We start from the raw sequence: 19,997 nt of genomic DNA, 5'->3' as shown, positions 1-19,997 counted from the left end.
TTCTCCTCGTCGAGGCGTGTGGGGCTGCGGGGGCCCACGGGAGGCCCTCCACTTCTCACAGTATACCCCTAGGGGGTACCTGTCCAAGGAGGGGTGCGGCACTCAGGCCGTGCGAGTCGCGGCGGCACCTGTGTCCTCCCGGGTGCCCAGCCGGTCGCCGACCAGGGGCTCCAGATAGCGGATCAGGACGTTCTTGATCTCCTGGGTGTACGCGTCGCGCTCGGCGCCCTCGTGGGCGAGCACCAGCTCCAGGCCCGCCTTGTACATGCCGAGGCAGACATGTGCGGTGCGGGTGACGTCGGCCGGGGGCGCGTCCGGCAGCAGTGAGGACAACAGGGCCTCGATCCGGGAGACCAGAGTCGCGTGCAAGGCGTCGTGCTCCTCGGCGATCCGGCCCGGGATGTCGGGGCCGTGCATCAGCGCGAAGAAGACCGGGTGGTCGCAGTTGAAGGCGATGAACCGGTCCACGGCGGCGCCGACCGCCTCCTGCAGCGGGGTCGCAGGGTCGACCGGTGCGAGCGCCTCGCCGTATGTCTCCCGCATCTCGTGCATCAGCCGGTCGCCCAGCTCGATCGCGATCGCTTCCTTGTTCGGGAAGAACTGGTACAGCGTGCCCGGCGAGACGCCGGCCTCGCGGGCGATGGCGTTGGTGCTGGCGGCCGTGTAGCCGGTGGTGCAGAAGACCGAGGCGGCGGCCGCCAGGAGCTGGGCGATGCGGCGCTCGCCGCGGGCCTGGCGGCGGCGTGGCTGTTCCTTCTGTGAGTTCTCGGGCACGCGTTATCCCCAGTTCTCCGAACGCGATTGACAAACACGAGCGGTCGCTCGCATTCTGGGTCCAGTTGAAACGCGAGCGCTGTCTCGTGTTTGCCAGTTTATGGTTTCCACGGTGAAGGGGACACCGCACGATGGCCGAAGTCAACAAACCACCGCGCCCCGGGGGCTGGACCCGCTTCGTGACCGCCCGCCCGCGGCTGTCGCTGTTGGTGGCCCTGGTCATCACCGCGCTCGCCGTGCTGGCCGGCAGCGGAGTCGCCGACCGCCTCGGCAGCGGCGGCTGGGAGGACCCGGCCGCCCAGTCGACGTACGCGACCAAGGCACTGGAGCGCGAGTTCCCGGACTCCCAGCCCAACCTGCTGCTGCTCGTCGACGCGGGCCGCTCCTCGGTGGACGATCCGGCAGTCGCAGCCCAGGCCCGGCGCCTCACCGCGCGCCTGGCCGGTGAGAAGGGCGTCATAGGTGTCGGCTCCTACTGGCAGTCCACATCGCCGGCCCTCCGGGCCAAGGACGGCCATGAGGCGCTGATCGCCGCGCACATCACAGGCGACGAGAAGGCGATGGGCGACACCCTGGACCGCATCGCGCCTTACTACCGCGGCACACACGGCCCGGTGCAGGTGAAGGTCGGCGGGCCTGTTGCGGTGCGGCACGAAATGCAGACGATCATCAAGGAGGACCTGACCCGCGCCGAGATGATCGCCCTGCCGGTGACGCTCGTACTGCTGGTGATGGTCTTCGGGTCGGCGATCGCCGCCCTGCTGCCGCTGGGCATCGGCATCGTCGCGATCCTCGGCACGAACGCGGTGCTGCGCGGCCTGACCGAGTTCACCGACGTCTCGGTCTTCGCGATGAACCTCACCACGGCCCTGGGCCTGGGACTGGCCATCGACTACGCATTGTTCATCGTCCGCCGCTTCCGTGAGGAACTGTCCACGGGCGCCGACCCGTTGACGGCCGTGGGCACCACCCTGCGCACAGCCGGCCGCACAGTCGTCTTCTCCTCCCTCACGGTCGCGGTCTCCCTCGCGGCGATGCTGCTCTTCCCGCAGTACTTCCTGCGCTCCTTCGCATACGCCGGCATAGCGGTGGTCCTGCTGGCCGCCGCGACCGCGCTGATCCTGCTCCCGGCAGCCCTGGTACTGCTCGGACACCGGGTCAACTCCCTGGATCTGCGCCGCCTGTTCCGACGCGGACGGGCACCGAAGGCCTCCGGCGAGGAAGGCACGGCCTGGGCGCGCATGGCGACCCTCGTGATGCGCCGGGCCCCGCTCTTCGCCGTGGCGACCACCACGGTCCTGATCGTCCTCGGACTGCCCTTCCTGGGCGTGAAGTTCGGCACAGCGGACGACCGCCAGCTCCCCTCGACCGCAGAGTCCCACGTGGTCCAGCAGCACATCCGCGACGGCTTCCCGGGCAGCCCCGGCGGCGGCCTGGAGGTGCTCGCCGAGGGCAGCTCGACCCCCGCCCAGTACACCGCGTACAAGGACCGCATAGCTGAGCTGCCCGGCGTGCTGAGGGTCGACGGCCCGCTGGTGAAGGGGCAGTCGGCGTACTTCACCGTGCTGCCGAAGGGTGAGGCCGTGGACGACGCGGCCCAACGCCTGGTGGGTGAACTGCGCACGGCCCGCGCCCCCTTCGACACCAAGGTGACCGGTACGGCGGCCGTCCTGGTCGACTCCAAGCACGCGATAGCCGAGCGCCTGCCCTGGGCGGCCGCCTTCATCGCGATCGTCACCCTGCTCCTGGTCTTCCTGCTGACCGGCAGCGTGCTGATACCGATCCAGGCCGTGGTGCTCAACGCGCTCAGCCTGACCGCCATGTTCGGCGCGGTGGTCTGGGTCTTCCAGGACGGCCACCTGTCCGGCCTGCTCGGCTTCACCAGCCCCGGCTCCATAGAGACCACCCTGCCGGTCCTGATGTTCTGCGTGGCCTTCGGCCTCTCCATGGACTACGGCGTGTTCCTGCTCTCCCGCATCAAGGAGGAGTACGACAGAACGGGCGACCACAACGAGGCGGTCCGCCACGGCCTGCAGCGCACGGGTGGCCTGATCACAGCGGCGGCGGTGATCCTGGCAGTGGTGATGGTCGCCATCGGCACCTCCCGGGTCACCAACACCAAGATGCTCGGCCTGGGCATCGCCCTGGCGGTACTGATGGACGCGATGATCGTACGGAGCCTGTTGGTACCGGCGGTGATGAGGCTGACGGGGCGGGCGACTTGGTGGGCGCCGGGGCCGTTGCGACGCTTCCACGAGCGGTTCGGCTTGAGCGAGGGGCAGGACGAGCGCCCCGTCAGGGGCGCGGGGCTGCCTCGATGTGCGGCTCCGCCGCGGGGCGCGACCAGCCACGATGTACCCGCAGAGACAAACGGCGATGGGAGCGCAGATGCGGGCAGTGGTATTCGAGAAGTACGGGAGCCGGCCCGACGTAAGTGAGGTACCCGACCCCCGCCCCGCCGACCACGGAGTGGTCGTACGGGTCGAGGCCACCGGCCTCTGCCGAAGCGACTGGCACGGCTGGCAGGGCCACGACCCGGACATCACGCTGCCGCACGTACCGGGCCATGAACTCGCGGGTGTCATCGAGGCAGTCGGCGCCCGAGTGACCGCCTGGCGCCCCGGCGACCGCGTCACCGTACCGTTCGTGTGCGCCTGCGGAAGTTGCGCGGCATGCGCCGCGGGCGACCAGCAGGTCTGCGAACGCCAGACCCAGCCCGGCTTCACGCACTGGGGCTCCTTCGCCCAGTACGTGGCGCTGGACCACGCGGACGTGAACCTGGTGGCCGTCCCGGAGGGCCTGTCGTTCTCCACAGCGGCAGCGCTGGGCTGCCGGTTCGCCACGGCGTTCCGCGCGGTCGTGCAGCAGGGCCGGGTGGCGGCGGGGGAGTGGGTCGCGGTGCACGGCTGCGGGGGTGTGGGCCTGTCCGCGGTGATGATCGCGGCGGCATCGGGGGCGCGGGTGATCGCTGTGGACGTATCGCCTCAGGCACTGGACCTGGCGCGGAAGTTCGGCGCCACGGAGTGTGTGGACGCGACACGGACACCGGACACGGCCGCGGCGATCCGCGAGCTGACCGGCGGCGCCCAGCTGTCCCTCGACGCCCTCGGCTCACCCGCCACCTGCGCCGCCTCGGTGAACGGCCTGCGCCGCCGCGGACGCCACGTCCAGGTGGGCCTGCTCCCGTCCACCACCGGTACGACCCCCGTCCCGATGGCCCGAGCGATCGCCCTGGAGCTCGAACTCATCGGCAGCCACGGCATGGCGGCGCACACCTACCCGCCGATGCTGGAGCTGGTCGGAGCAGGCGTGCTCCGCCCCGACCTGCTGGTCACGTCCACGATCACCTTGGATGCGACCCCCGATGCGCTGGCGGCGATGGGAACGGCGCCGGGAGCAGGGGTGACGGTCATCGAGCCGTGGAGTTGAACGAGCGGGCGGCCCACTCCCGGTCGAGGATCGACATCAGCACCTCGTCGGCCCACTCCCCGTGCCGTAGCTGCACCTCCCGCCGCACGCCCTCGACGACGAACCCGACCTTCTCGTAGACCCGCAGGGCGCGCCGGTTGTGGCCGTAGGCCTCCAGCTGGATCCAGTGGAGGCCGAGTTGCTCGAAGCCGTATCCGACGATGAGCCGGGTGGCCTCGGTGCCGATGCCGCGCCCACGCCCCCGCGGTCCGATGAGGGTGCGGAACGTGCAACCGCGCGCCGCCGGATCCCAGTCGTACAGGACGACCTCGCCGAGAAGTTCGCCGCTGTCCCGGTCGGTGACGGCGAGGTCGAGCCGGTCGGGGACGGTGGCCCGGGAGCCGTACCAGGACCGCAGGCGATCCGGGCTGAGCTCGGTCGACGGCTCATAGGTGAAGCGGATGACCTCGGGGTCCTCGATGATCTCCCACATCACCTCGGCGTCGGCCGCGGTGAAGGGCCGCAGGACGGTCTTCTCGCCGGTCAGTACGGGTTTCACGGAGAAGTCGCTCATGAGACGACTGTGCCCCACTGGTCAGGTGGGGCACAGGTCCTTTTCGGCAGCTCAGGAGGTCAGGAGAACGGGTGGTCGGGGGTCTCGTCGTCTCTGCGGCCGCGGTTTCCGGGCCTGGAGGCGACCCAGGCCCGGACGGTGTCCGCGTACCAGAAGGGCTTGCCGCCCTCGACGTGGTCGGGCGGCGGCAGCAGCCCGTGTTTGCGGTAGGACCGCACGGTGTCCGGCTGCACCTTGATGTGCGCCGCGATCTCTTTGTACGACCAGAGCCTTCGGTCGGTCATGGGTAGCACCTCCCCGCGCGCACCGCGGGGGCGGCCGGGGGCGGCCGACGGGGGAACCGGGCGCTGCGCTGGCGATCACAGATCTGTGCCCGGTCAACGACGGAGCGTGAGGGGAGGGCAGGGCCTGTGGGACGGGTGTGACACAAGCCTCGCTCACCTGCGACACCCGTGACAGGGAAGGGGTGTTTGTGACACGAGCGCAGCAGACGCGCGGCCCGGCTCAGACGCGTGGTGCGTTGACAACGGCGAGTTGGCCCGGCCCCGCTGCGCCGGGCCCGGCCCCCGGTTCCCCCTGGCGGGTGCCGTCGGAGCCGGTGATCCCCCGAGGATCACCGGCCGGACGACCAGCGTGCATTCACCGGACCCTGCCGGTTCTCCAGCAACGACCGGGCCCGCACGACACATCAGCAGGCGACTGCTACGCCCCGCACGACCGAAGAAACGCCCGAGTCCGCTGAGCAATGGGCAACGGCTTGTCCGGCTCACACGGATACATGTCCTGCTCGACAATCGCGAACAGATCCACATCCAGCTTCTGTGCAGCCTCCAGCACAGGCCCCAGCGCCGGCACCCCCGTCGGCGGCTCGCACATCACACCCCGCGCCACCGCCGGTCCGAACGGCACCTGGTTGGCCCGGACGTCAGCAAGGATCTCCGGGTCCACCTGCTTCAGATGCAGATACCCGATCCGCTCCCCGTATGTCTCGATCAGCTTGACGCTGTCCCCACCGCAGTACGCGTAGTGCCCCGTGTCCAGGCACAGCGACACCAGACCGGAGTCCGTCCCGTCCAGGAACCGGACGACGTTCTCCTCGCTGTCGATGTGCGTGTCGGCGTGCGGATGGACGACGATCTGCAGCCCGTACCGCTCCTTCACCTCCCGCCCGAGCCGCTCGGTCAGCGAGGTCAGATTGCGCCACTGCTCGGCCGTCAGCGTGTCCGGCTCCAGCACCTCACCGGTCTTGTCGTCCCGCCAGAAGGACGGAATGACCACCAGATGGGACGCCCCCATGGCCTGCGCGAGCACCGCGTTGTCCGCGACATGCGCCCAGGTCTTCTCCCACACCGCCTCACCGTGGTGCAGGCCCGTGAACACGGTCCCCGCCGACACCTTCAGGCCGCGCCGGGAGGTCTCCTCGGTGAGAACGGCCGGATCGGTCGGCAGGTATCCGTACGGGCCCAGCTCGATCCACTCGTAGCCGGACTGCGCGACCTCGTCGAGGAAGCGCCGCCAGGGAACCTGCTGCGGGTCGTCGGGGAACCACACACCCCAGGAGTCGGGAGCCGACCCGATCCGGATGCGGGACAGTGAGGAAGAAGAGGGTGACAACGACGTCATACCGGTCAGCTTCGGTGCGACGGTAAGCGCTGTCAAGGTCTCGTCCGAATGTCTGGACAAAACATTGACAGGGCTACGCATGCGGGGCTAGAAACGCGGGGAGAGCCGTAACGAAGGGAAGTCGATGGCGTACGACCTGATCACCATGGGGCGGATCGGAGTGGACCTGTATCCGCTCCAGACCGGTGTCCCGCTGCCGCAGGTGACGAGCTTCGGCAAGTTCCTCGGCGGCTCGGCGACGAACGTCGCGGTGGCCGCGGCCCGCCTCGGACGCCGTACGGCGGTGATCACGCGCACCGGCGACGACCCCTTCGGCACCTATCTGCACGAGGCTCTGCAGGGCTTCGGCGTCGACGACCGCTGGGTCACGCCGGTGCAGGGTCTGCCCACTCCGGTCACCTTCTGCGAGATCTTCCCGCCGGACGACTTCCCGCTGTACTTCTACCGGCAGCCCAAGGCCCCGGACCTGGAGATAGACGCACACGAGCTCGATCTCGACGCCATCCGGGAGGCCCGTATCTTCTGGGTCACCGGCACCGGTCTGAGCGAGGAACCCAGCCGTACGGCGACGCTGGCGGCCCTCGCCCACCGCGGGAAGGCCGGTACGACGGTCTTCGACCTCGACTGGCGCCCCATGTTCTGGAACGACCCCGCCGCCGCCCGCCCCTTCTACAAGGAGGCCCTGCGCCACACCACCGTCGCGGTCGGCAACCTCGACGAGGTGGAGGTCGCCACCGGAGTGCGTGAACCGCAGGCCGCCGCCCAGGCACTGCTGGACGCGGGTGTCGAACTCGCCGTCGTCAAGCAGGGCCCCAAGGGCGTCCTCGCCGTCAACAGCATGGGCGAGTCCGCCGAGGTCCCGCCGCTCCCGGTGAACGTCCTCAACGGCCTCGGTGCCGGCGACGCCTTCGGCGGTTCCCTCTGCCACGGCCTGCTGGAGGGCCGGGACCTGGAGACGACCATGCGGCACGCCAACGCGGCCGGCGCGATCGTCGCCTCCCGCCTGGAGTGCTCCTCCGCCATGCCGACGCCGGACGAGATCGAGGCCGCCCTCAAGGCCGGAGCGGTGCTGTGAGCACGCGCCGGCGCCGCACGGACGCGGACGAGACGTATGACACGGGCTGCCAGGGCATGACCGTGGTTCCGAGGAGCGAGTCCGCTTCCGCGCCCCCGGCCGTGGACGTCGGCGAACTCGTCCGCATCCGTGCCCACCGCCCCGAGGCGATAGCGGAGGCCGCCGCCCGGCGCACCCGCAGGCCGCTGCTCGGCGACTCCGGCCGGCTGATGATCGTCGCAGCTGACCACCCGGCCCGTGGCGCGCTCGGTGTCGGTGACCGCAGGTTCGCCATGGCCAACCGCGCCGACCTGCTGGAGCGCCTCTGCCTCGCGCTCTCCCGGCCCGGTGTCGACGGCGTCCTCGCCACCGCCGACATCCTGGACGACCTGCTGCTCCTCGGTGCCCTCGACGGCAAGGTCGTCATGGGCTCGATGAACCGCGGCGGCCTCCAGGGCGCCAGCTTCGAACTCGACGACCGTTTCACCGGCCATCGCGCCGAGGACATCGAGCGGCTCGGCTTCGATGCCGGCAAGCTGCTCCTGCGCATCGACTACGGCGACCCGGGCTCCCTCACCACCCTGGAGTCCACCGCCCGCGCCATCGACGACATGGCCGCGCGCGGACTCCCCGTCTTCGTCGAGCCGTTCCTCAGCCGCCGCACGGACGACGGCCGGCTGAAGAACGACCTGTCCGCCGAGGCCGTCACCAAGTCCATCGCCATCGCCTCGGGCCTGGGCGGCACGTCGGCCTACACCTGGCTGAAGTTGCCGGTCACCGAGAACCCGGACGACATGGCCGAGGTCATGGAGACCTCCACGCTGCCTGCCGTCCTGCTCGGCGGCGAGGTCGGCGGCTCCGCAGAGGAACAAGCCGGCGCGTACGAGAAGTGGCGCGGCGCCCTCCAACTTCCCACCGTGCGCGGCCTGGTGGTCGGCCGTTCGCTGCTGTACCCGGCGGACGGCGATGTGGCCGCCGCCGTGGACACCGCCGTAGGACTGCTGTGAGGACCGCATGAGCAGCAAGGAGCTGTACGTCGCGCGGGGCACCACCGCGGACGCCAATTACGCGCTCGACATCGACCCCAAGCGGGCCGGCTGGGAGTACTGCAGCCTGCGGATCGTCGAGCTGGAGCCGGGTGGTACACACACCTTCACCACCGGCGACAGTGAGTGGATCGTGCTTCCGCTGCAGGGCGGATGTACCGTGCGCACAGCCGACGGCACAAGCGACGAAGAGTTCCAACTCCTGGGCAGGGAGAGCGTGTTCGCGTCGGTCTCCGACTTCGCGTACGCACCCCGTGACGCCCGGGTCCAGATCGCCTCCGGCGCGGGAGGCCGCTTCGCCCTGGCAGGAGCGAAGTGCGAGCGACAACTCCCCGCCCGCTACGGCCCCGCGCCGGAGGTCCCCGTCGAAGAGCGCGGCAGCGGCAACCGGCTGCGGCACGTCCGCAACTTCGCCTCCGCTGCCCGCGCCGAAGGCGCTGATGGACAGGGTTTCGACTGCGACAAGCTCATCGCCGTCGAGGTCATCACCCCCGGCGGCAACTGGTCCTCGTACCCGCCGCACAAGCACGACGAGCACCGGCCGGGTGTGGAGGCGGAGCTGGAGGAGATCTACTACTTCGAGATCGACGGGCCGAACGGTTTCGGCTATCAGCGCGTATCTCCCTCCCGTGAGGGCGGATCGGACGTCCTCGCGGAGGTCCGATCCGGCGATGCCGTCCTCGTCCCCGACGGATGGCACGGCCCGTCCATCGCCCAGCCCGACCACGACATGTACTACCTCAACGTCATGGCGGGACCGGGTCAGACCAGGGAGTGGCGGATCTGCTTCCATCCGGAACACACGGAGGGTTACCGATGACGTCCTCAACGACGAGGCTCACGGTCGCGCAGGCACTCGTCCGCTTCCTGTCGGCCCAGTACACCGAGCGCGACGGCGTCCGGCAGCGGCTGATCGGCGCCACCTGGGGCATCTTCGGCCACGGCAACGTGGCGGGGATCGGCCAGGCACTCGTCGAGTACGCCGACGACATGCCGTACCACCAGGGCCGCAACGAACAGGCCATGGTGCACGCGGCGGTCGGATACGCGCGTCAGTCGAACCGCCTGTCCACGCACGCGGTGACGACCTCCATCGGTCCGGGCGCCACCAACCTCGTCACGGGCGCCGCGCTCGCCACGGTCAACCACCTCCCGGTGCTGCTCCTGCCCGGTGACGTCTTCGCCACCCGCCCCGCCGACCCGGTGCTCCAGCAGCTCGAAGTCCCGTACGCCGGCGATGTCTCGGTCAACGACAGCCTGCGCCCGGTGTCGAGGTACTTCGACCGCATCACCCGGCCGGAAGCCCTGATCCCGTCGGCCCTGAACGCCATGCGCGTGCTGACCGACCCCGTCGAGACCGGCGCCGTGACCCTGGCGCTCCCGCAGGACGTCCAGGCGGAGGCCCACGACTGGCCGAACGAGTTCTTCGCCGAGCGCACCTGGGTCGTACGACGCCCGGGCGCAGACCCGGCCGAACTCGCCGAGGCGGTACGGGCGATCAGGTCCGCGCGCAGGCCGCTCGTCATCGCCGGCGGCGGCGTCCACCACAGCCGAGCCGAGGAGTCCCTCGCCGAGTTCGCCGGTACCACCGGCATACCGGTCGCCTCCACCCAGGCCGGCAAGGGCTCGCTGCGCCACGACCACCCGCAGGACGTCGGCGGGATCGGCCACACCGGCACGGCGACCGCCAACGAACTCGCCCGCACCGCCGACCTGGTGATCGGCGTGGGGACCAGGTACACCGACTTCACCACGGCCTCCGGCACCCTCTTCACCGTCGAGGGTGTGCGCTTCCTCAACCTCAACATCGCGCCCTTCGACGGCCACAAGCTCAGCGGCCTGCCCCTGATCGCGGACGCCCGCAGCGGCCTCCAGGAGCTGACCGCGGCCCTCGACCTGCATGCGTACGAGGTCGCGGACTCCTACGTCACCGAGTACACCGAGGACAAGGAGCGCTGGGAGCAGCGCGTCGACGCCTGCTACGAGGCCGACGAGCCGGACGTACGCCCGACGCAGCCGCAGGTCCTCGGCGCCCTGGACGCGCTGGTGGACGAGTCGGACGTGATCATCAACGCAGCCGGTTCCCTCCCCGGCGACCTGCACAAACTGTGGCGGGCGCGGTCGCGGGACCAGTACCACCTGGAGTACGGCTACTCCTGCATGGGCTACGAGATACCGGCCGCGATCGGTGTGAAGCTGGCCGCCCCGGACCGGCCCGTGTGGGCGCTGGTCGGCGACGGCACGTACCTGATGATGCCCACGGAGATCGTGACCGCCGTACAGGAGGGCGTCGCGATCAAGGTTCTCCTGATCCAGAACCACGGGTACGCGTCCATCGGCGGCCTGTCCGAGTCGGTGGGCGGCGAGCGGTTCGGCACCGCGTACCGCTTCCAGTCGGACGACGGTACGTACACGGGGGCGCCGCTGCCCGTGGATCTCGCCGCCAACGCCGCCAGCCTGGGCATGCGCGTGCTGCGCGCGAAGACCGTGGCGGACCTGCGGACGGCGCTCGCCGAGGCGCGCGCCGCCGACACACCCACATGTGTCTACGTCGAGACCGAAACGGCCGACACTGTGTCGGGCCCGCCCCCGGCGCAGGCCTGGTGGGATGTACCTGTGGCCGAGACCGCGACCCGACCGTCGGCGGTGAAGGCCCGCGAGCTGTACGAACGGCACGTCTCGACCCGACGCCGCCATCTGTGAAGGAGCAACTGGGCATGACGAAGATCGTCAACCACTGGATCGGCGGCAAGACCGTCGAAGGCGCGTCGGGCACGTACGGGCCGGTCACCGACCCTGCGACCGGCGCGGTCACCACGAAGGTCGCGTTCGCTTCGGTCGACGAGGTCGACGCGGCGGTGGCGGCGGCCAAGGACGCGTTCGCGACCTGGGGCACCTCCTCGCTCGCCAAGCGGACCTCGATCCTGTTCAGGTTCCGGGCGCTGCTGGAGGCGAACCGCGACGCCATCGCCGAGCTGATCACCGCCGAGCACGGCAAGGTCCACTCCGACGCGCTCGGCGAGGTGGCCCGCGGTCTGGAGATCGTCGACCTGGCGTGCGGGATCACCGTGCAGTTGAAGGGCGAGCTGTCGACCGAGGTGGCCAGCCGCGTGGACGTCTCGTCCATCCGTCAGCCGCTCGGCGTCGTCGCCGGCATCACGCCGTTCAACTTCCCCGCGATGGTCCCGATGTGGATGTTCCCGATCGCCATCGCGACCGGCAACACCTTCGTGCTCAAGCCGTCCGAGAAGGACCCCTCGGCCTCCGTCAAGATCGCCGAGCTGCTGGCCGAGGCCGGTCTGCCGGACGGCGTCTTCAACGTCGTCCACGGCGACAAGGTGGCCGTCGACCGCCTCCTGGAGCACCCGGACGTCAAGGCGGTGTCGTTCGTCGGCTCCACCCCGATCGCCCGCTACATCCACACCACCGCCGCCGCGAACCACAAGCGCGTGCAGGCGCTGGGCGGCGCCAAGAACCACATGCTGGTCCTGCCGGACGCCGACCTGGACGCGGCCGCCGACGCCGCCGTCTCGGCCGCCTACGGCTCCGCGGGCGAGCGCTGCATGGCCATCTCCGCGGTCGTCGCGGTCGGCTCCATCGGCGACGAGCTGGTGGAGAAGATCCGCGAGCGCGCCGAGAAGATCAAGATCGGCCCCGGCAACGACCCGACCTCCGAGATGGGCCCGCTGATCACGAAGGTGCACCGCGACAAGGTGGCGTCGTATGTCTCGGGCGCGGCGGCCGAGGGCGCCGAGGTCGTGCTCGACGGCACCGGCTACACCGTCGAGGGCTTCGAGGGCGGCCACTGGATCGGCATCTCGCTGCTCGACAAGGTGCCCACCACCGCGAAGGCCTACCAGGACGAGATCTTCGGCCCGGTCCTGTGCGTCCTGCGCGTGGACACCTACGAGGAGGGCGTGGCCCTCATCAACGCCTCGCCGTTCGGCAACGGCACCGCGATCTTCACCCGGGACGGCGGCGCCGCCCGCCGCTTCCAGCTGGAGATCGAGGCCGGCATGGTCGGCGTGAACGTCCCGATCCCGGTCCCCGTCGGCTACCACAGCTTCGGCGGCTGGAAGGACTCCCTCTTCGGAGACCACCACATCTACGGCAACGACGGCACGCACTTCTACACCCGCGGCAAGGTCGTCACCACCCGCTGGCCCGACCCCGCCGACGCCCCCTCCGGCGTCGACCTGGGCTTCCCGCGCAACCACTGACGAAGGCGTCAGGGGCCGTCCGCCATGCGGACGGCCCCATCTTTTTGCGGGCGCGCGCTGCGATTCCCGTAGCGGGACAAGCGCCCACACCGACCGACCCGTTGTGTCGTAATCAACATCCGTAAGGTCATCTGGCTACGGATTCCGTAGGTGACCAGGCATTGACGCGACGGTTTCCGTCGAGGTTCCATGCAGCCACCCAGCCGCCGGAGGCATCCGCACGAGTCGATCGGAATCCGCCGTATGACCGACATGCTCCGCCCTGCCGAGACCGCCGTCCCACAGACGGCGGGCAGCAGCCCCAAGGCCCTCAAACGCTCCATCGGGGTGGTCGGCGGCACTCTCCTCACCCTCTCCTGCGTGACCCCGGCCTCCACGCTCTTCGTGGTCGTCCCGGACCTGTTCGGCTCGCTCGGCACCGCCACCGCCCTGACGATCGCCATCGGCTCCCTGCTCTGTATCGCCGTGGCGTTCTGCTACTCGGAGCTGGGCACCCTGATCCCCAGCGCGGGCGGCGAGTACGCGATGGTCTCGACGATGGCCGGACGGCCCGTGGGCTGGCTCGTCTTCGTCCTCTCCCTCCTGGTCGTCATGATCGTCCCGCCGGTGATCGCGATGGGCACGGCGGACTACCTGGCACCGGTCGTCCATCTGGACCCGGCGGTCGCGGGCGCGGGAGTCATGCTCCTGGCGACACTCGCCGGTCTGCTGGACCTGCGGGCCAATGCCTGGATCACCGGCATCTTCCTGGTCCTGGAGGTCATCGCGGCGGCCGTGGTGGCGGTCCTGGGCTTCGCGCACAGCCGGCGGGGCGCCGGGAGCCTGGTCTCCATGCAGGTGGCGGGCTCCGGCCACCACACGGACACGGTGACGGCGATGATGGTGGTGTCAGGGCTGGCGATCGCCCTGTTCGTCACCCAGGGCTTCTCGACCGCCGTCTACCTCTCCGAGGAACTGGAGCACCCGCGCCGCAACGTCGCCCGCACGGTCCTGGCCACCCTCGCCATCTCGACGGTGATCATCCTGGTCCCGGTGGTGGCGATCACCATGGGCGCCTCGGACCTCTCCACGCTGACCGGCGGCGACATCAGCTCCATGGTCACCGCCTGGTCCAACTCCGCGGTCGGCACCTTCGTCAGCCTCTGCGTGGCCCTCGCGATCATCAACGCGGGCATCGTCATGGTCATCCAGAACTCCCGTGTCCTGTTCGCCTCGGCCCGCGACAAGGCCTGGCCGGAGCCGGTCAACAACGTCTTCGCCAAGCTCGGCCGCTTCGGCTCCCCCTGGGTCGCCACCCTCGCCGTCGGAGTCCCCGGCGCCCTGCTCTGCTTCGTGAACCTGGACACCCTGTACGGCGTCACGGGCGTCTCGGTGACGGGCATGTACCTCCTGGTGGCGGTAGCGGCCCTCCTCTCCCGCCGCGGCTCCCACAAACACACCCCCGCCTGGCGCATGCCCCTGTGGCCCGCCATGCCGATCCTCCTGATCGCGGTCCTGGCGTACGTCCTCAGCCAGCAGGAGACGAGCTATCTGCTGTGGACGGGCGGCATCACCGCGGTAGCCACCCTGTACTGGGTCTTCTACCTGCGCCCGCGGAGGGACACACGGTGGCTGGTCTCACTCCCGGAGGACCAGCGCCCTTGAGGGGCGCGGGGCTGTATCGATATGCGGCTCCGCCGCGTGGGCGCGACAAGCCACGACGAAGGCGCAGTCGGTAGATCAGGGAACCGACCGAGTCCGCAGCCGTACACCAACTGCGGTACACAGCCGGCCCCAGGTTCACTCCACGGTCTGCCCCAACTGTCAGAGACGCCCCGTACCGTTGAGACATGGATCTTCGACTGCCCCGCCCGCGAGGGCTGCTTCGGGGGCCCCGGAGGCTGCTTGCCGCCGGGGCCGCCGTCGTCGTACTCGCAGGCGCGGGAACGTGGACGGCCGTCGCCTCGGACGACAAGCCCCCGGTGCACCGGACCGACCGCATCATGGCGATGGACGGGGTACGGATCGACACCTCGTACTTCACCCCCGGCTCCACCGGCGGCCGCCACCCCGCCGTCCTGCTCGCCCACGGCTTCGGCGGCAGCAAGCAGGACGTCCGGCAGCAGGCGGAGGACCTGGCCTCAGACGGTTACGTGGTGCTCACCTGGTCGGCCCGCGGCTTCGGGAAGTCCACCGGCAAGATCGGGCTGAACGACCCGAAGGGCGAGGTCGCCGACGTCTCCAAGCTGATCGACTGGCTGGCGAAGCAGCCACAGGTCCAGCTCGACAGGCCCGGCGACCCGCGCGTGGGCGTCGCGGGCGCCTCGTACGGCGGCGCGATCTCCCTGCTGGCAGCGGGGTACGACCACCGGGTGGACGCCATCGCCCCGGCGATCACCTACTGGAACCTGGCGGACGCCCTGTTCCCGAACGACGTCTTCAAGAAGCTGTGGGCGGGCATCTTCATCAACTCCGGCGGCGGCTGCGGCAGGTTCCAGCCCGAGCTGTGCGGGATGTACGAGCGGGTCGCGGAGTCGGGCAAGCCGGACGCGCAGGCGCGTGAGCTGCTGGCCGCCCGCTCCCCGTCCGCCGTTGCCGACCGCATCAAGGTGCCGACGTTCCTGGTGCAGGGCCAGACGGACTCCCTCTTCCCGCTCGGCCAGGCGGACGCGGCGGCGAAGGCCATCCGTGCCAACGGCGCCCCGGTCGACGTCGACTGGATCGCCGGCGGGCACGACGGCGGCGACATGGAGACCAGCCGCGTCCAGACACGCGTGCGTGCCTGGTTCGACCAGTACCTCAAGGACGACAAGGGCACGGACACGGGCCCGGCCTTCCGCATCACCCGCACCGGAGGCGTCGACTCCACGGACGGCGCGGCCGTGCTGCGGGGAGCGACCGACGACACGTACCCGGGCCTGGAGAGCGGACAGCGCTCCGTGCGGCTGAGGGGCTCGCAGCAGAGCTTCGCCAACCCTGCGGGCGCCAGCCCGCCCGCCGTCTCCGCCCTGCCCGGCCTCGGCGGCGCCGGCGGCCTCGCCCAGCTGTCCTCGCTGGGCGTCGGGGTGTCGCTGGACTTCCCCGGCCAGTACGCGCAATTCGAGTCGGCGCCGGTGAGCAGTGGCCTGCGCATCACCGGATCGCCCACGGTCACCGTCCACGTCAGGTCGACGAGCGACGACGCCGTGCTTTTCGGGAAGGTGTACGACATCGGTCCCGGCGGCGGCGCACCCGTGCTGCCCTCGCAGCTGGTGGCGCCCGTCCGTGTCGAGGGCGCGAAGTCCGGCAAGGACGTGACGATCACGCTCCCGGCCGTCGACCACGAGGTCGAGCAGGGCCACCGGCTGCGCCTGGTCCTCGCCTCCACCGACCTGGGCTACGCCTCCCCGGCCGCCCCGGCGACGTACAGCGTCTCCCTCAAGGGCGACCTGAAGGTGCCGACGGCACCCGGCGTGACGACCGCGGCGGCCCCGCTGCCGTCCTGGGTGTGGTGGCTCCCGCTGACCGGCGCGGTACTCGCCCTGGCCCTGCTGCTGACGGGCCGCCGCCGCACGATCGCGCCGGCCCCGGCCCCCGAACTGGCGGAGGTCCCGCTCCAGATCACGGACCTGAGCAAGCGGTACGCCAAGTCGGCGGACCGTTATGCGGTACGGGACCTGTCCTTCCGCGTGGAGAAGGGCCAGGTGCTCGGCCTCCTCGGTCCCAATGGCGCGGGCAAGACCACGACCCTGCGCATGCTGATGGGCCTGATCAGGCCGGACGGCGGCGAGATCCGTGTCTTCGGCCAGGCGATCCGCCCCGGCGCCCCGGTCCTGTCCCGGGTCGGCGCGTTCGTGGAGGGCGCGGGCTTCCTCCCGCACCTGTCCGGCCGCGAGAACCTGGAGCTGTACTGGCAGGCGACGGGCCGCCCACCCGAGGACGCCCACCTGGACGAGGCCCTGGAGATCGCGGGCCTCGGCGACGCACTGGCGCGAGCGGTCCGCACCTACTCCCAGGGCATGCGCCAGCGCCTCGCCATCGCCCAGGCCATGCTCGGCCTCCCGGACCTGCTCATCCTCGACGAACCGACCAACGGCCTCGACCCGCCCCAGATCCGCGAGATGCGCGAGGTGCTGATCCGCTACGCGGCGGCCGGCCGCACAGTGATCGTCTCCAGCCACCTCCTGGCAGAGGTCGAACAGTCCTGCACCCACCTGGTCGTCATGGACCGCGGCCGCCTGGTCCAGGCAGGCCCGGTGTCCGACATCATCGGCTCCGGCGACACCCTCCTGGTGGGCCTGGCCGCCGACATCTCCGACCCGCTGATCGAGAAGGTGGCGGCACTGACGGGGGTGGAGTCGGCGGTACGGACGGAGGGTGGCCTCCTGGTCCGGCTGGCTCCCGGCAACGGGTCCGGCCCGACCGGGGGCGGCGAAGTCACCGCTGGCGCGGTAGCTCCCCTGAGGGGCGCGGGGCTGCATGCATCAGCGGCTCCGCCGCGGGGCGCGACCAGCCACGACGGCGCCGCAGACGGACAACAGCAAACCGCGGCACTCACCGATGAACCGCCCGCAGCCGCCCGCACGGGCACCGGCACCGCCGCCAACCTCCTCGTAGAGCTGGTGCGCCTGGAAGTCCCGGTGGCTTCACTCGGCCCCCACCGCCGCCTGGAGGACGCCTTCCTCACCCTGATCGGAGGTTCCGCATGAGCACGCTGGCCGAGCACACCGAGCCCCTCCACGCCGCCTCCGGCTACCGGGCCGCCCGCACCCTGCCCCTACGGGTCGAGCTGGCCCGGCAGCTGAAGCGCCGCCGGACGCTGATCATGGCGGGGATCCTCGCCGCGCTGCCGTTCGTGCTGCTCATCGCGTTCGCGATCGGCGGCGACCCGAGCGGCCGCGACGGCCGGGTGACCCTGATGGACACGGCCACCGCGTCGGGAGCCAACTTCGCCGCCGTCAACCTCTTCGTCTCCGCGGGCTTCCTGCTCGTCATCCCGGTCGCCCTGTTCTGCGGGGACACGGTGGCGTCCGAAGCGAGCTGGTCCTCCCTGCGCTATCTGCTGGCCGCACCGGTCCCACGCGCCCGCCTCCTGTGGTCCAAGCTCGTCGTCGGACTCGGCCTCAGCCTGGCCGCGATGATCCTGCTCCCGGTGGTGGCACTGGCCGTGGGCACGGCCGCCTACGGCTGGGGCCCGCTGCAGATCCCCACCGGCGGTGCGCTGGACTCGGGCACGGCGGCCCAGCGCCTGCTGGTGGTCGTGGCGTTCATCTTCGTGTCCCAACTGGTCACCGCAGGGCTGGCGTTCTGGCTGTCGACGAAGACCGACGCACCCCTCGGGGCGGTCGGCGGTGCCGTCGGACTCACCATCGTCGGCAATGTCCTGGACGCCGTGACGGCCCTCGGTCACTGGCGTGACTTCCTGCCCGCGCACTGGCAGTTCGCCTGGGCGGACGCCGTCCAGCCGCACCCCGAGTGGTCCGGCATGATCCAGGGCACGGCGATTTCCATAACGTACGCGCTCGTGCTGTTCGCCCTGGCCTTCCGCGGTTTCGCCCGCAAGGACGTGGTGTCCTAGGTCAACGGAGGATCACCCACCGGTCTCGACCGGCCATGATCGTGGCCGTCTTGAGATTCATCCGCAACACCCCGTGCCGCACATTCCGACCCCCCGCGCCGTCACAGTCACAGACGTCGGCGTCAACACAGCAAGGGGGCACGGAAGATGGAGCGGTACCGAACACCACGCCCGGGCACGCCACACCGCCGCACCCGACGGCTGCGCGCAGCCCTTCTCGCCCTCACGGCGACGAGCGGCCTGCTGCTCACGGCCTGCAGTGCGGGCGGCGGCTCCGACGGCAGCAACAAGGCCTCGGACGGCTCGCACGGGGGCTTTCCGGCCCCTGCCGCCCCGACGGCCGGCGGGCAGCAGGGCGAGGACAGGTTCGCCGGCCCGTCCCCGACCCCGGACGACCACCTCTCCACCTTCGCCCTGGACGTCGACACGGCCTCCTACGGCTACACCCGCCGCACCCTCGCCGCAGGCCTGCGCCCCGACCCCTCGACCATCCGCCCCGAGGAGTTCGTCAACAGCTTCCGCCAGGACTACGAGCGCCCCGACGGCAACGGCTTCACGGTCACCGTCGACGGCGCCCGCACCGACGAGAAGAACTGGTCCCTGGTCCGCGTGGGCCTCGCCACCCGCCCTGCCGCCGACAGCGGCGAACGCCCGCCCGCGGCCCTCACCTTCGTCATCGACATCTCCGGCTCCATGTCCGAGCCCGGCCGCCTCGACCTCGCGCAGAAGTCCCTCGACACGATGACGGACCGGCTGCGCGACGACGACTCGGTCGCCGTCGTCACCTTCAGCGAGAAGGCCGAGCAGGTCCTGCCGATGACCCGCCTCGGCGGCCACCGGGGCGAGATCCACCACGCGATCGACGGCCTGGAGCCGACCTACTCCACCAACCTCGGCGCGGGCGTCGAGACCGGCTACGCGACCGCCGTCGAGGGCCGCCGCAAGAACGCCACCAACCGCGTCGTCCTCATCTCCGACGGCCTCGCCAACGACGGCGACACCGACCCCGACTCGATCCTGAACCGCATCTCCTCGGCCCGCCGCGAGTACGGCATCACCCTCTTCGGCGTCGGCGTGGGCAGCGACTACGGCGACGCCCTCATGGAACGCCTCGCGGACAAGGGCGACGGCCACACCGTGTACGTCTCGGGTCAGGACGAGGCCCGCAAGGTCTTCTGCGACCAGCTCCCGCAGAACATCGACCTGACCGCCCGCGACGCCAAGGCCCAGGTCGCCTTCGACCCCGCCACGGTCGCCGAGTTCCGTCTCGTCGGCTACGACGACCGCCGGGTGGCCGACGACGACTTCCGCAACGACCGCGTCGACGGCGGCGAGGTCGGTCCCGGCCACACCGTCACCGCCCTCTACGCAGTCCGCACCAGGCCCGGCGCCGACGGGCACCTCGCCACGGCGACCGTCCGCTGGCTCGACCCCGACACCCGCGACCCGCACGAGAAATCCGGCGAACTGGAGACCGGCGCCCTGACCGGCTCCCTCCGGGAGGCGAGCCCGCGCTTCCAGGTCACCGCGGTAGCCGCCTACTTCGCCGACGCCCTCCGCCAGGGCGACGAACGCCGGCGCTCCCTCCCCGGCGACCCCGGCCTCAGCGAACTCCACGACCGCGCCGAGCAGTTGGCGAAGGAGACCGAGGACAAGGACGTACAGCAGCTGGCCGACGCGATAGACCAGGCCGACCGCAGCCAGGGCTAGAACGTCAGTCCACTCACCGCCGCCCCATTGACCTTTCCTTACTTGTGAGTAA

General features: G+C 70.7%; 15 protein-coding genes. 11 read left to right on the top strand and 4 right to left on the bottom strand.

The genetic code is table 11. The annotated features are described in order from the left end of the window. Positions 1-102 precede the first annotated feature (102 nt). Positions 103-774 carry a TetR family transcriptional regulator gene (locus AB0N07_RS02510; protein WP_365831277.1) on the bottom strand — a complete coding sequence of 224 codons (672 nt, stop codon included), beginning with the start codon at positions 772-774 and terminating at the stop codon, positions 103-105. Positions 775-905: 131 nt separating this feature from the next. On the opposite strand from AB0N07_RS02510, the gene AB0N07_RS02505 reads away from it, so the two are divergent. Both AB0N07_RS02505 and AB0N07_RS02500 read left to right on the top strand, forming a co-directional pair. Beyond that, positions 906-3,212: an MMPL family transporter gene (locus tag AB0N07_RS02505; protein ID WP_365831275.1), complete on the top strand. Its 2,307-nt coding sequence runs from the start codon at positions 906-908 to the stop codon at positions 3,210-3,212. Beyond that, entirely contained in the window at positions 3,163-4,203 is a 1,041-nt protein-coding gene (locus AB0N07_RS02500) for a zinc-dependent alcohol dehydrogenase family protein (RefSeq protein WP_365831273.1), read from the top strand. Before AB0N07_RS02505 ends, AB0N07_RS02500 begins: the two co-directional genes overlap by 50 nt. On the opposite strand, the gene AB0N07_RS02495 is transcribed toward AB0N07_RS02500, so the two are convergent. From AB0N07_RS02495 to AB0N07_RS02485, 3 genes are all read right to left on the bottom strand, one after another. Next, the gene (locus AB0N07_RS02495; protein ID WP_365831271.1) at positions 4,184-4,756 is read right to left on the bottom strand and encodes a GNAT family protein; all 573 of its coding nucleotides are present in this window, start codon (positions 4,754-4,756) and stop codon (positions 4,184-4,186) included. The genes AB0N07_RS02500 and AB0N07_RS02495 overlap by 20 nt on opposite strands. A gap of 59 nt (positions 4,757-4,815) precedes the next feature. Further along, positions 4,816-5,040, bottom strand: a complete 225-nt coding sequence (locus AB0N07_RS02490; RefSeq protein ID WP_365831269.1) for a MerR family transcriptional regulator — start codon at positions 5,038-5,040, stop codon at positions 4,816-4,818. Positions 5,041-5,458: 418 nt separating this feature from the next. Next, complete coding sequence (locus tag AB0N07_RS02485; protein WP_365831267.1) at positions 5,459-6,379, bottom strand: sugar phosphate isomerase/epimerase; 921 nt, start codon at positions 6,377-6,379, stop codon at positions 5,459-5,461. Between the two features lie 124 nt (positions 6,380-6,503). Between AB0N07_RS02485 and iolC the strand changes: the two genes are divergently transcribed. The 9 genes from iolC (at position 6,504) to AB0N07_RS02440 (ending at position 19,945) form a co-directional block, all read left to right on the top strand. After that, positions 6,504-7,454 carry a 5-dehydro-2-deoxygluconokinase gene (iolC, locus tag AB0N07_RS02480; protein WP_365831265.1) on the top strand — a complete coding sequence of 317 codons (951 nt, stop codon included), beginning with the start codon at positions 6,504-6,506 and terminating at the stop codon, positions 7,452-7,454. 56 nt (positions 7,455-7,510) lie between these two features. Next, positions 7,511-8,440, top strand: coding sequence for a deoxyribose-phosphate aldolase (locus AB0N07_RS02475; protein WP_365831505.1), 930 nt, complete (start codon positions 7,511-7,513; stop codon positions 8,438-8,440). A 7-nt stretch (positions 8,441-8,447) separates the two neighbouring features. Continuing rightward, positions 8,448-9,299, top strand: a complete 852-nt coding sequence (iolB, locus tag AB0N07_RS02470) for a 5-deoxy-glucuronate isomerase (protein WP_365831263.1) — start codon at positions 8,448-8,450, stop codon at positions 9,297-9,299. Beyond that, on the top strand, positions 9,296-11,182 hold the full coding sequence (gene iolD, locus AB0N07_RS02465; protein ID WP_365831261.1) for a 3D-(3,5/4)-trihydroxycyclohexane-1,2-dione acylhydrolase (decyclizing): 1,887 nt from the start codon (positions 9,296-9,298) through the stop codon (positions 11,180-11,182). The genes iolB and iolD overlap by 4 nt, the downstream gene beginning before the upstream one ends. A gap of 14 nt (positions 11,183-11,196) precedes the next feature. Beyond that, the gene (gene mmsA / locus AB0N07_RS02460; protein WP_365831259.1) at positions 11,197-12,699 is read left to right on the top strand and encodes a CoA-acylating methylmalonate-semialdehyde dehydrogenase; all 1,503 of its coding nucleotides are present in this window, start codon (positions 11,197-11,199) and stop codon (positions 12,697-12,699) included. A 243-nt stretch (positions 12,700-12,942) separates the two neighbouring features. After that, a complete protein-coding gene (locus AB0N07_RS02455) occupies positions 12,943-14,343 on the top strand; it encodes an APC family permease (protein ID WP_365831257.1) in 1,401 nt (466 codons plus the stop codon). Positions 14,344-14,528: 185 nt separating this feature from the next. Further along, entirely contained in the window at positions 14,529-17,366 is a 2,838-nt protein-coding gene (locus tag AB0N07_RS02450; RefSeq protein ID WP_365831255.1) for a CocE/NonD family hydrolase, read from the top strand. Then, a complete protein-coding gene (locus tag AB0N07_RS02445) occupies positions 17,363-18,235 on the top strand; it encodes an ABC transporter permease (RefSeq protein ID WP_365831253.1) in 873 nt (290 codons plus the stop codon). Before AB0N07_RS02450 ends, AB0N07_RS02445 begins: the two co-directional genes overlap by 4 nt. A gap of 147 nt (positions 18,236-18,382) precedes the next feature. After that, the gene (locus tag AB0N07_RS02440) at positions 18,383-19,945 is read left to right on the top strand and encodes a von Willebrand factor type A domain-containing protein (RefSeq protein ID WP_365831251.1); all 1,563 of its coding nucleotides are present in this window, start codon (positions 18,383-18,385) and stop codon (positions 19,943-19,945) included. Positions 19,946-19,997: the final 52 nt, after the last annotated feature.

The organism is Streptomyces sp. NPDC051172 (assembly GCF_040682555.1).
GTDB lineage: Bacteria > Actinomycetota > Actinomycetes > Streptomycetales > Streptomycetaceae > Streptomyces.
Note: the sequence above shows the minus strand (reverse complement) of the source record. Positions and strands in the feature narration are given on the sequence as shown.

Coding starts and splice junctions, on each gene's coding strand:
- AB0N07_RS02445 (WP_365831253.1), top strand. CDS start 17,363: ATGAGCACGCTGGCCGAGCACACCGAGCCCCTCCACGCCGCCTCCGGC.
- AB0N07_RS02485 (WP_365831267.1), bottom strand. CDS start 6,379: ATGACGTCGTTGTCACCCTCTTCTTCCTCACTGTCCCGCATCCGGATC.
- AB0N07_RS02505 (WP_365831275.1), top strand. CDS start 906: ATGGCCGAAGTCAACAAACCACCGCGCCCCGGGGGCTGGACCCGCTTC.
- AB0N07_RS02450 (WP_365831255.1), top strand. CDS start 14,529: ATGGATCTTCGACTGCCCCGCCCGCGAGGGCTGCTTCGGGGGCCCCGG.
- AB0N07_RS02495 (WP_365831271.1), bottom strand. CDS start 4,756: ATGAGCGACTTCTCCGTGAAACCCGTACTGACCGGCGAGAAGACCGTC.
- iolC (WP_365831265.1), top strand. CDS start 6,504: ATGGCGTACGACCTGATCACCATGGGGCGGATCGGAGTGGACCTGTAT.
- AB0N07_RS02500 (WP_365831273.1), top strand. CDS start 3,163: ATGCGGGCAGTGGTATTCGAGAAGTACGGGAGCCGGCCCGACGTAAGT.
- AB0N07_RS02475 (WP_365831505.1), top strand. CDS start 7,511: ATGACCGTGGTTCCGAGGAGCGAGTCCGCTTCCGCGCCCCCGGCCGTG.
- mmsA (WP_365831259.1), top strand. CDS start 11,197: ATGACGAAGATCGTCAACCACTGGATCGGCGGCAAGACCGTCGAAGGC.
- AB0N07_RS02440 (WP_365831251.1), top strand. CDS start 18,383: ATGGAGCGGTACCGAACACCACGCCCGGGCACGCCACACCGCCGCACC.
- AB0N07_RS02490 (WP_365831269.1), bottom strand. CDS start 5,040: ATGACCGACCGAAGGCTCTGGTCGTACAAAGAGATCGCGGCGCACATC.
- AB0N07_RS02455 (WP_365831257.1), top strand. CDS start 12,943: ATGACCGACATGCTCCGCCCTGCCGAGACCGCCGTCCCACAGACGGCG.
- iolB (WP_365831263.1), top strand. CDS start 8,448: ATGAGCAGCAAGGAGCTGTACGTCGCGCGGGGCACCACCGCGGACGCC.
- iolD (WP_365831261.1), top strand. CDS start 9,296: ATGACGTCCTCAACGACGAGGCTCACGGTCGCGCAGGCACTCGTCCGC.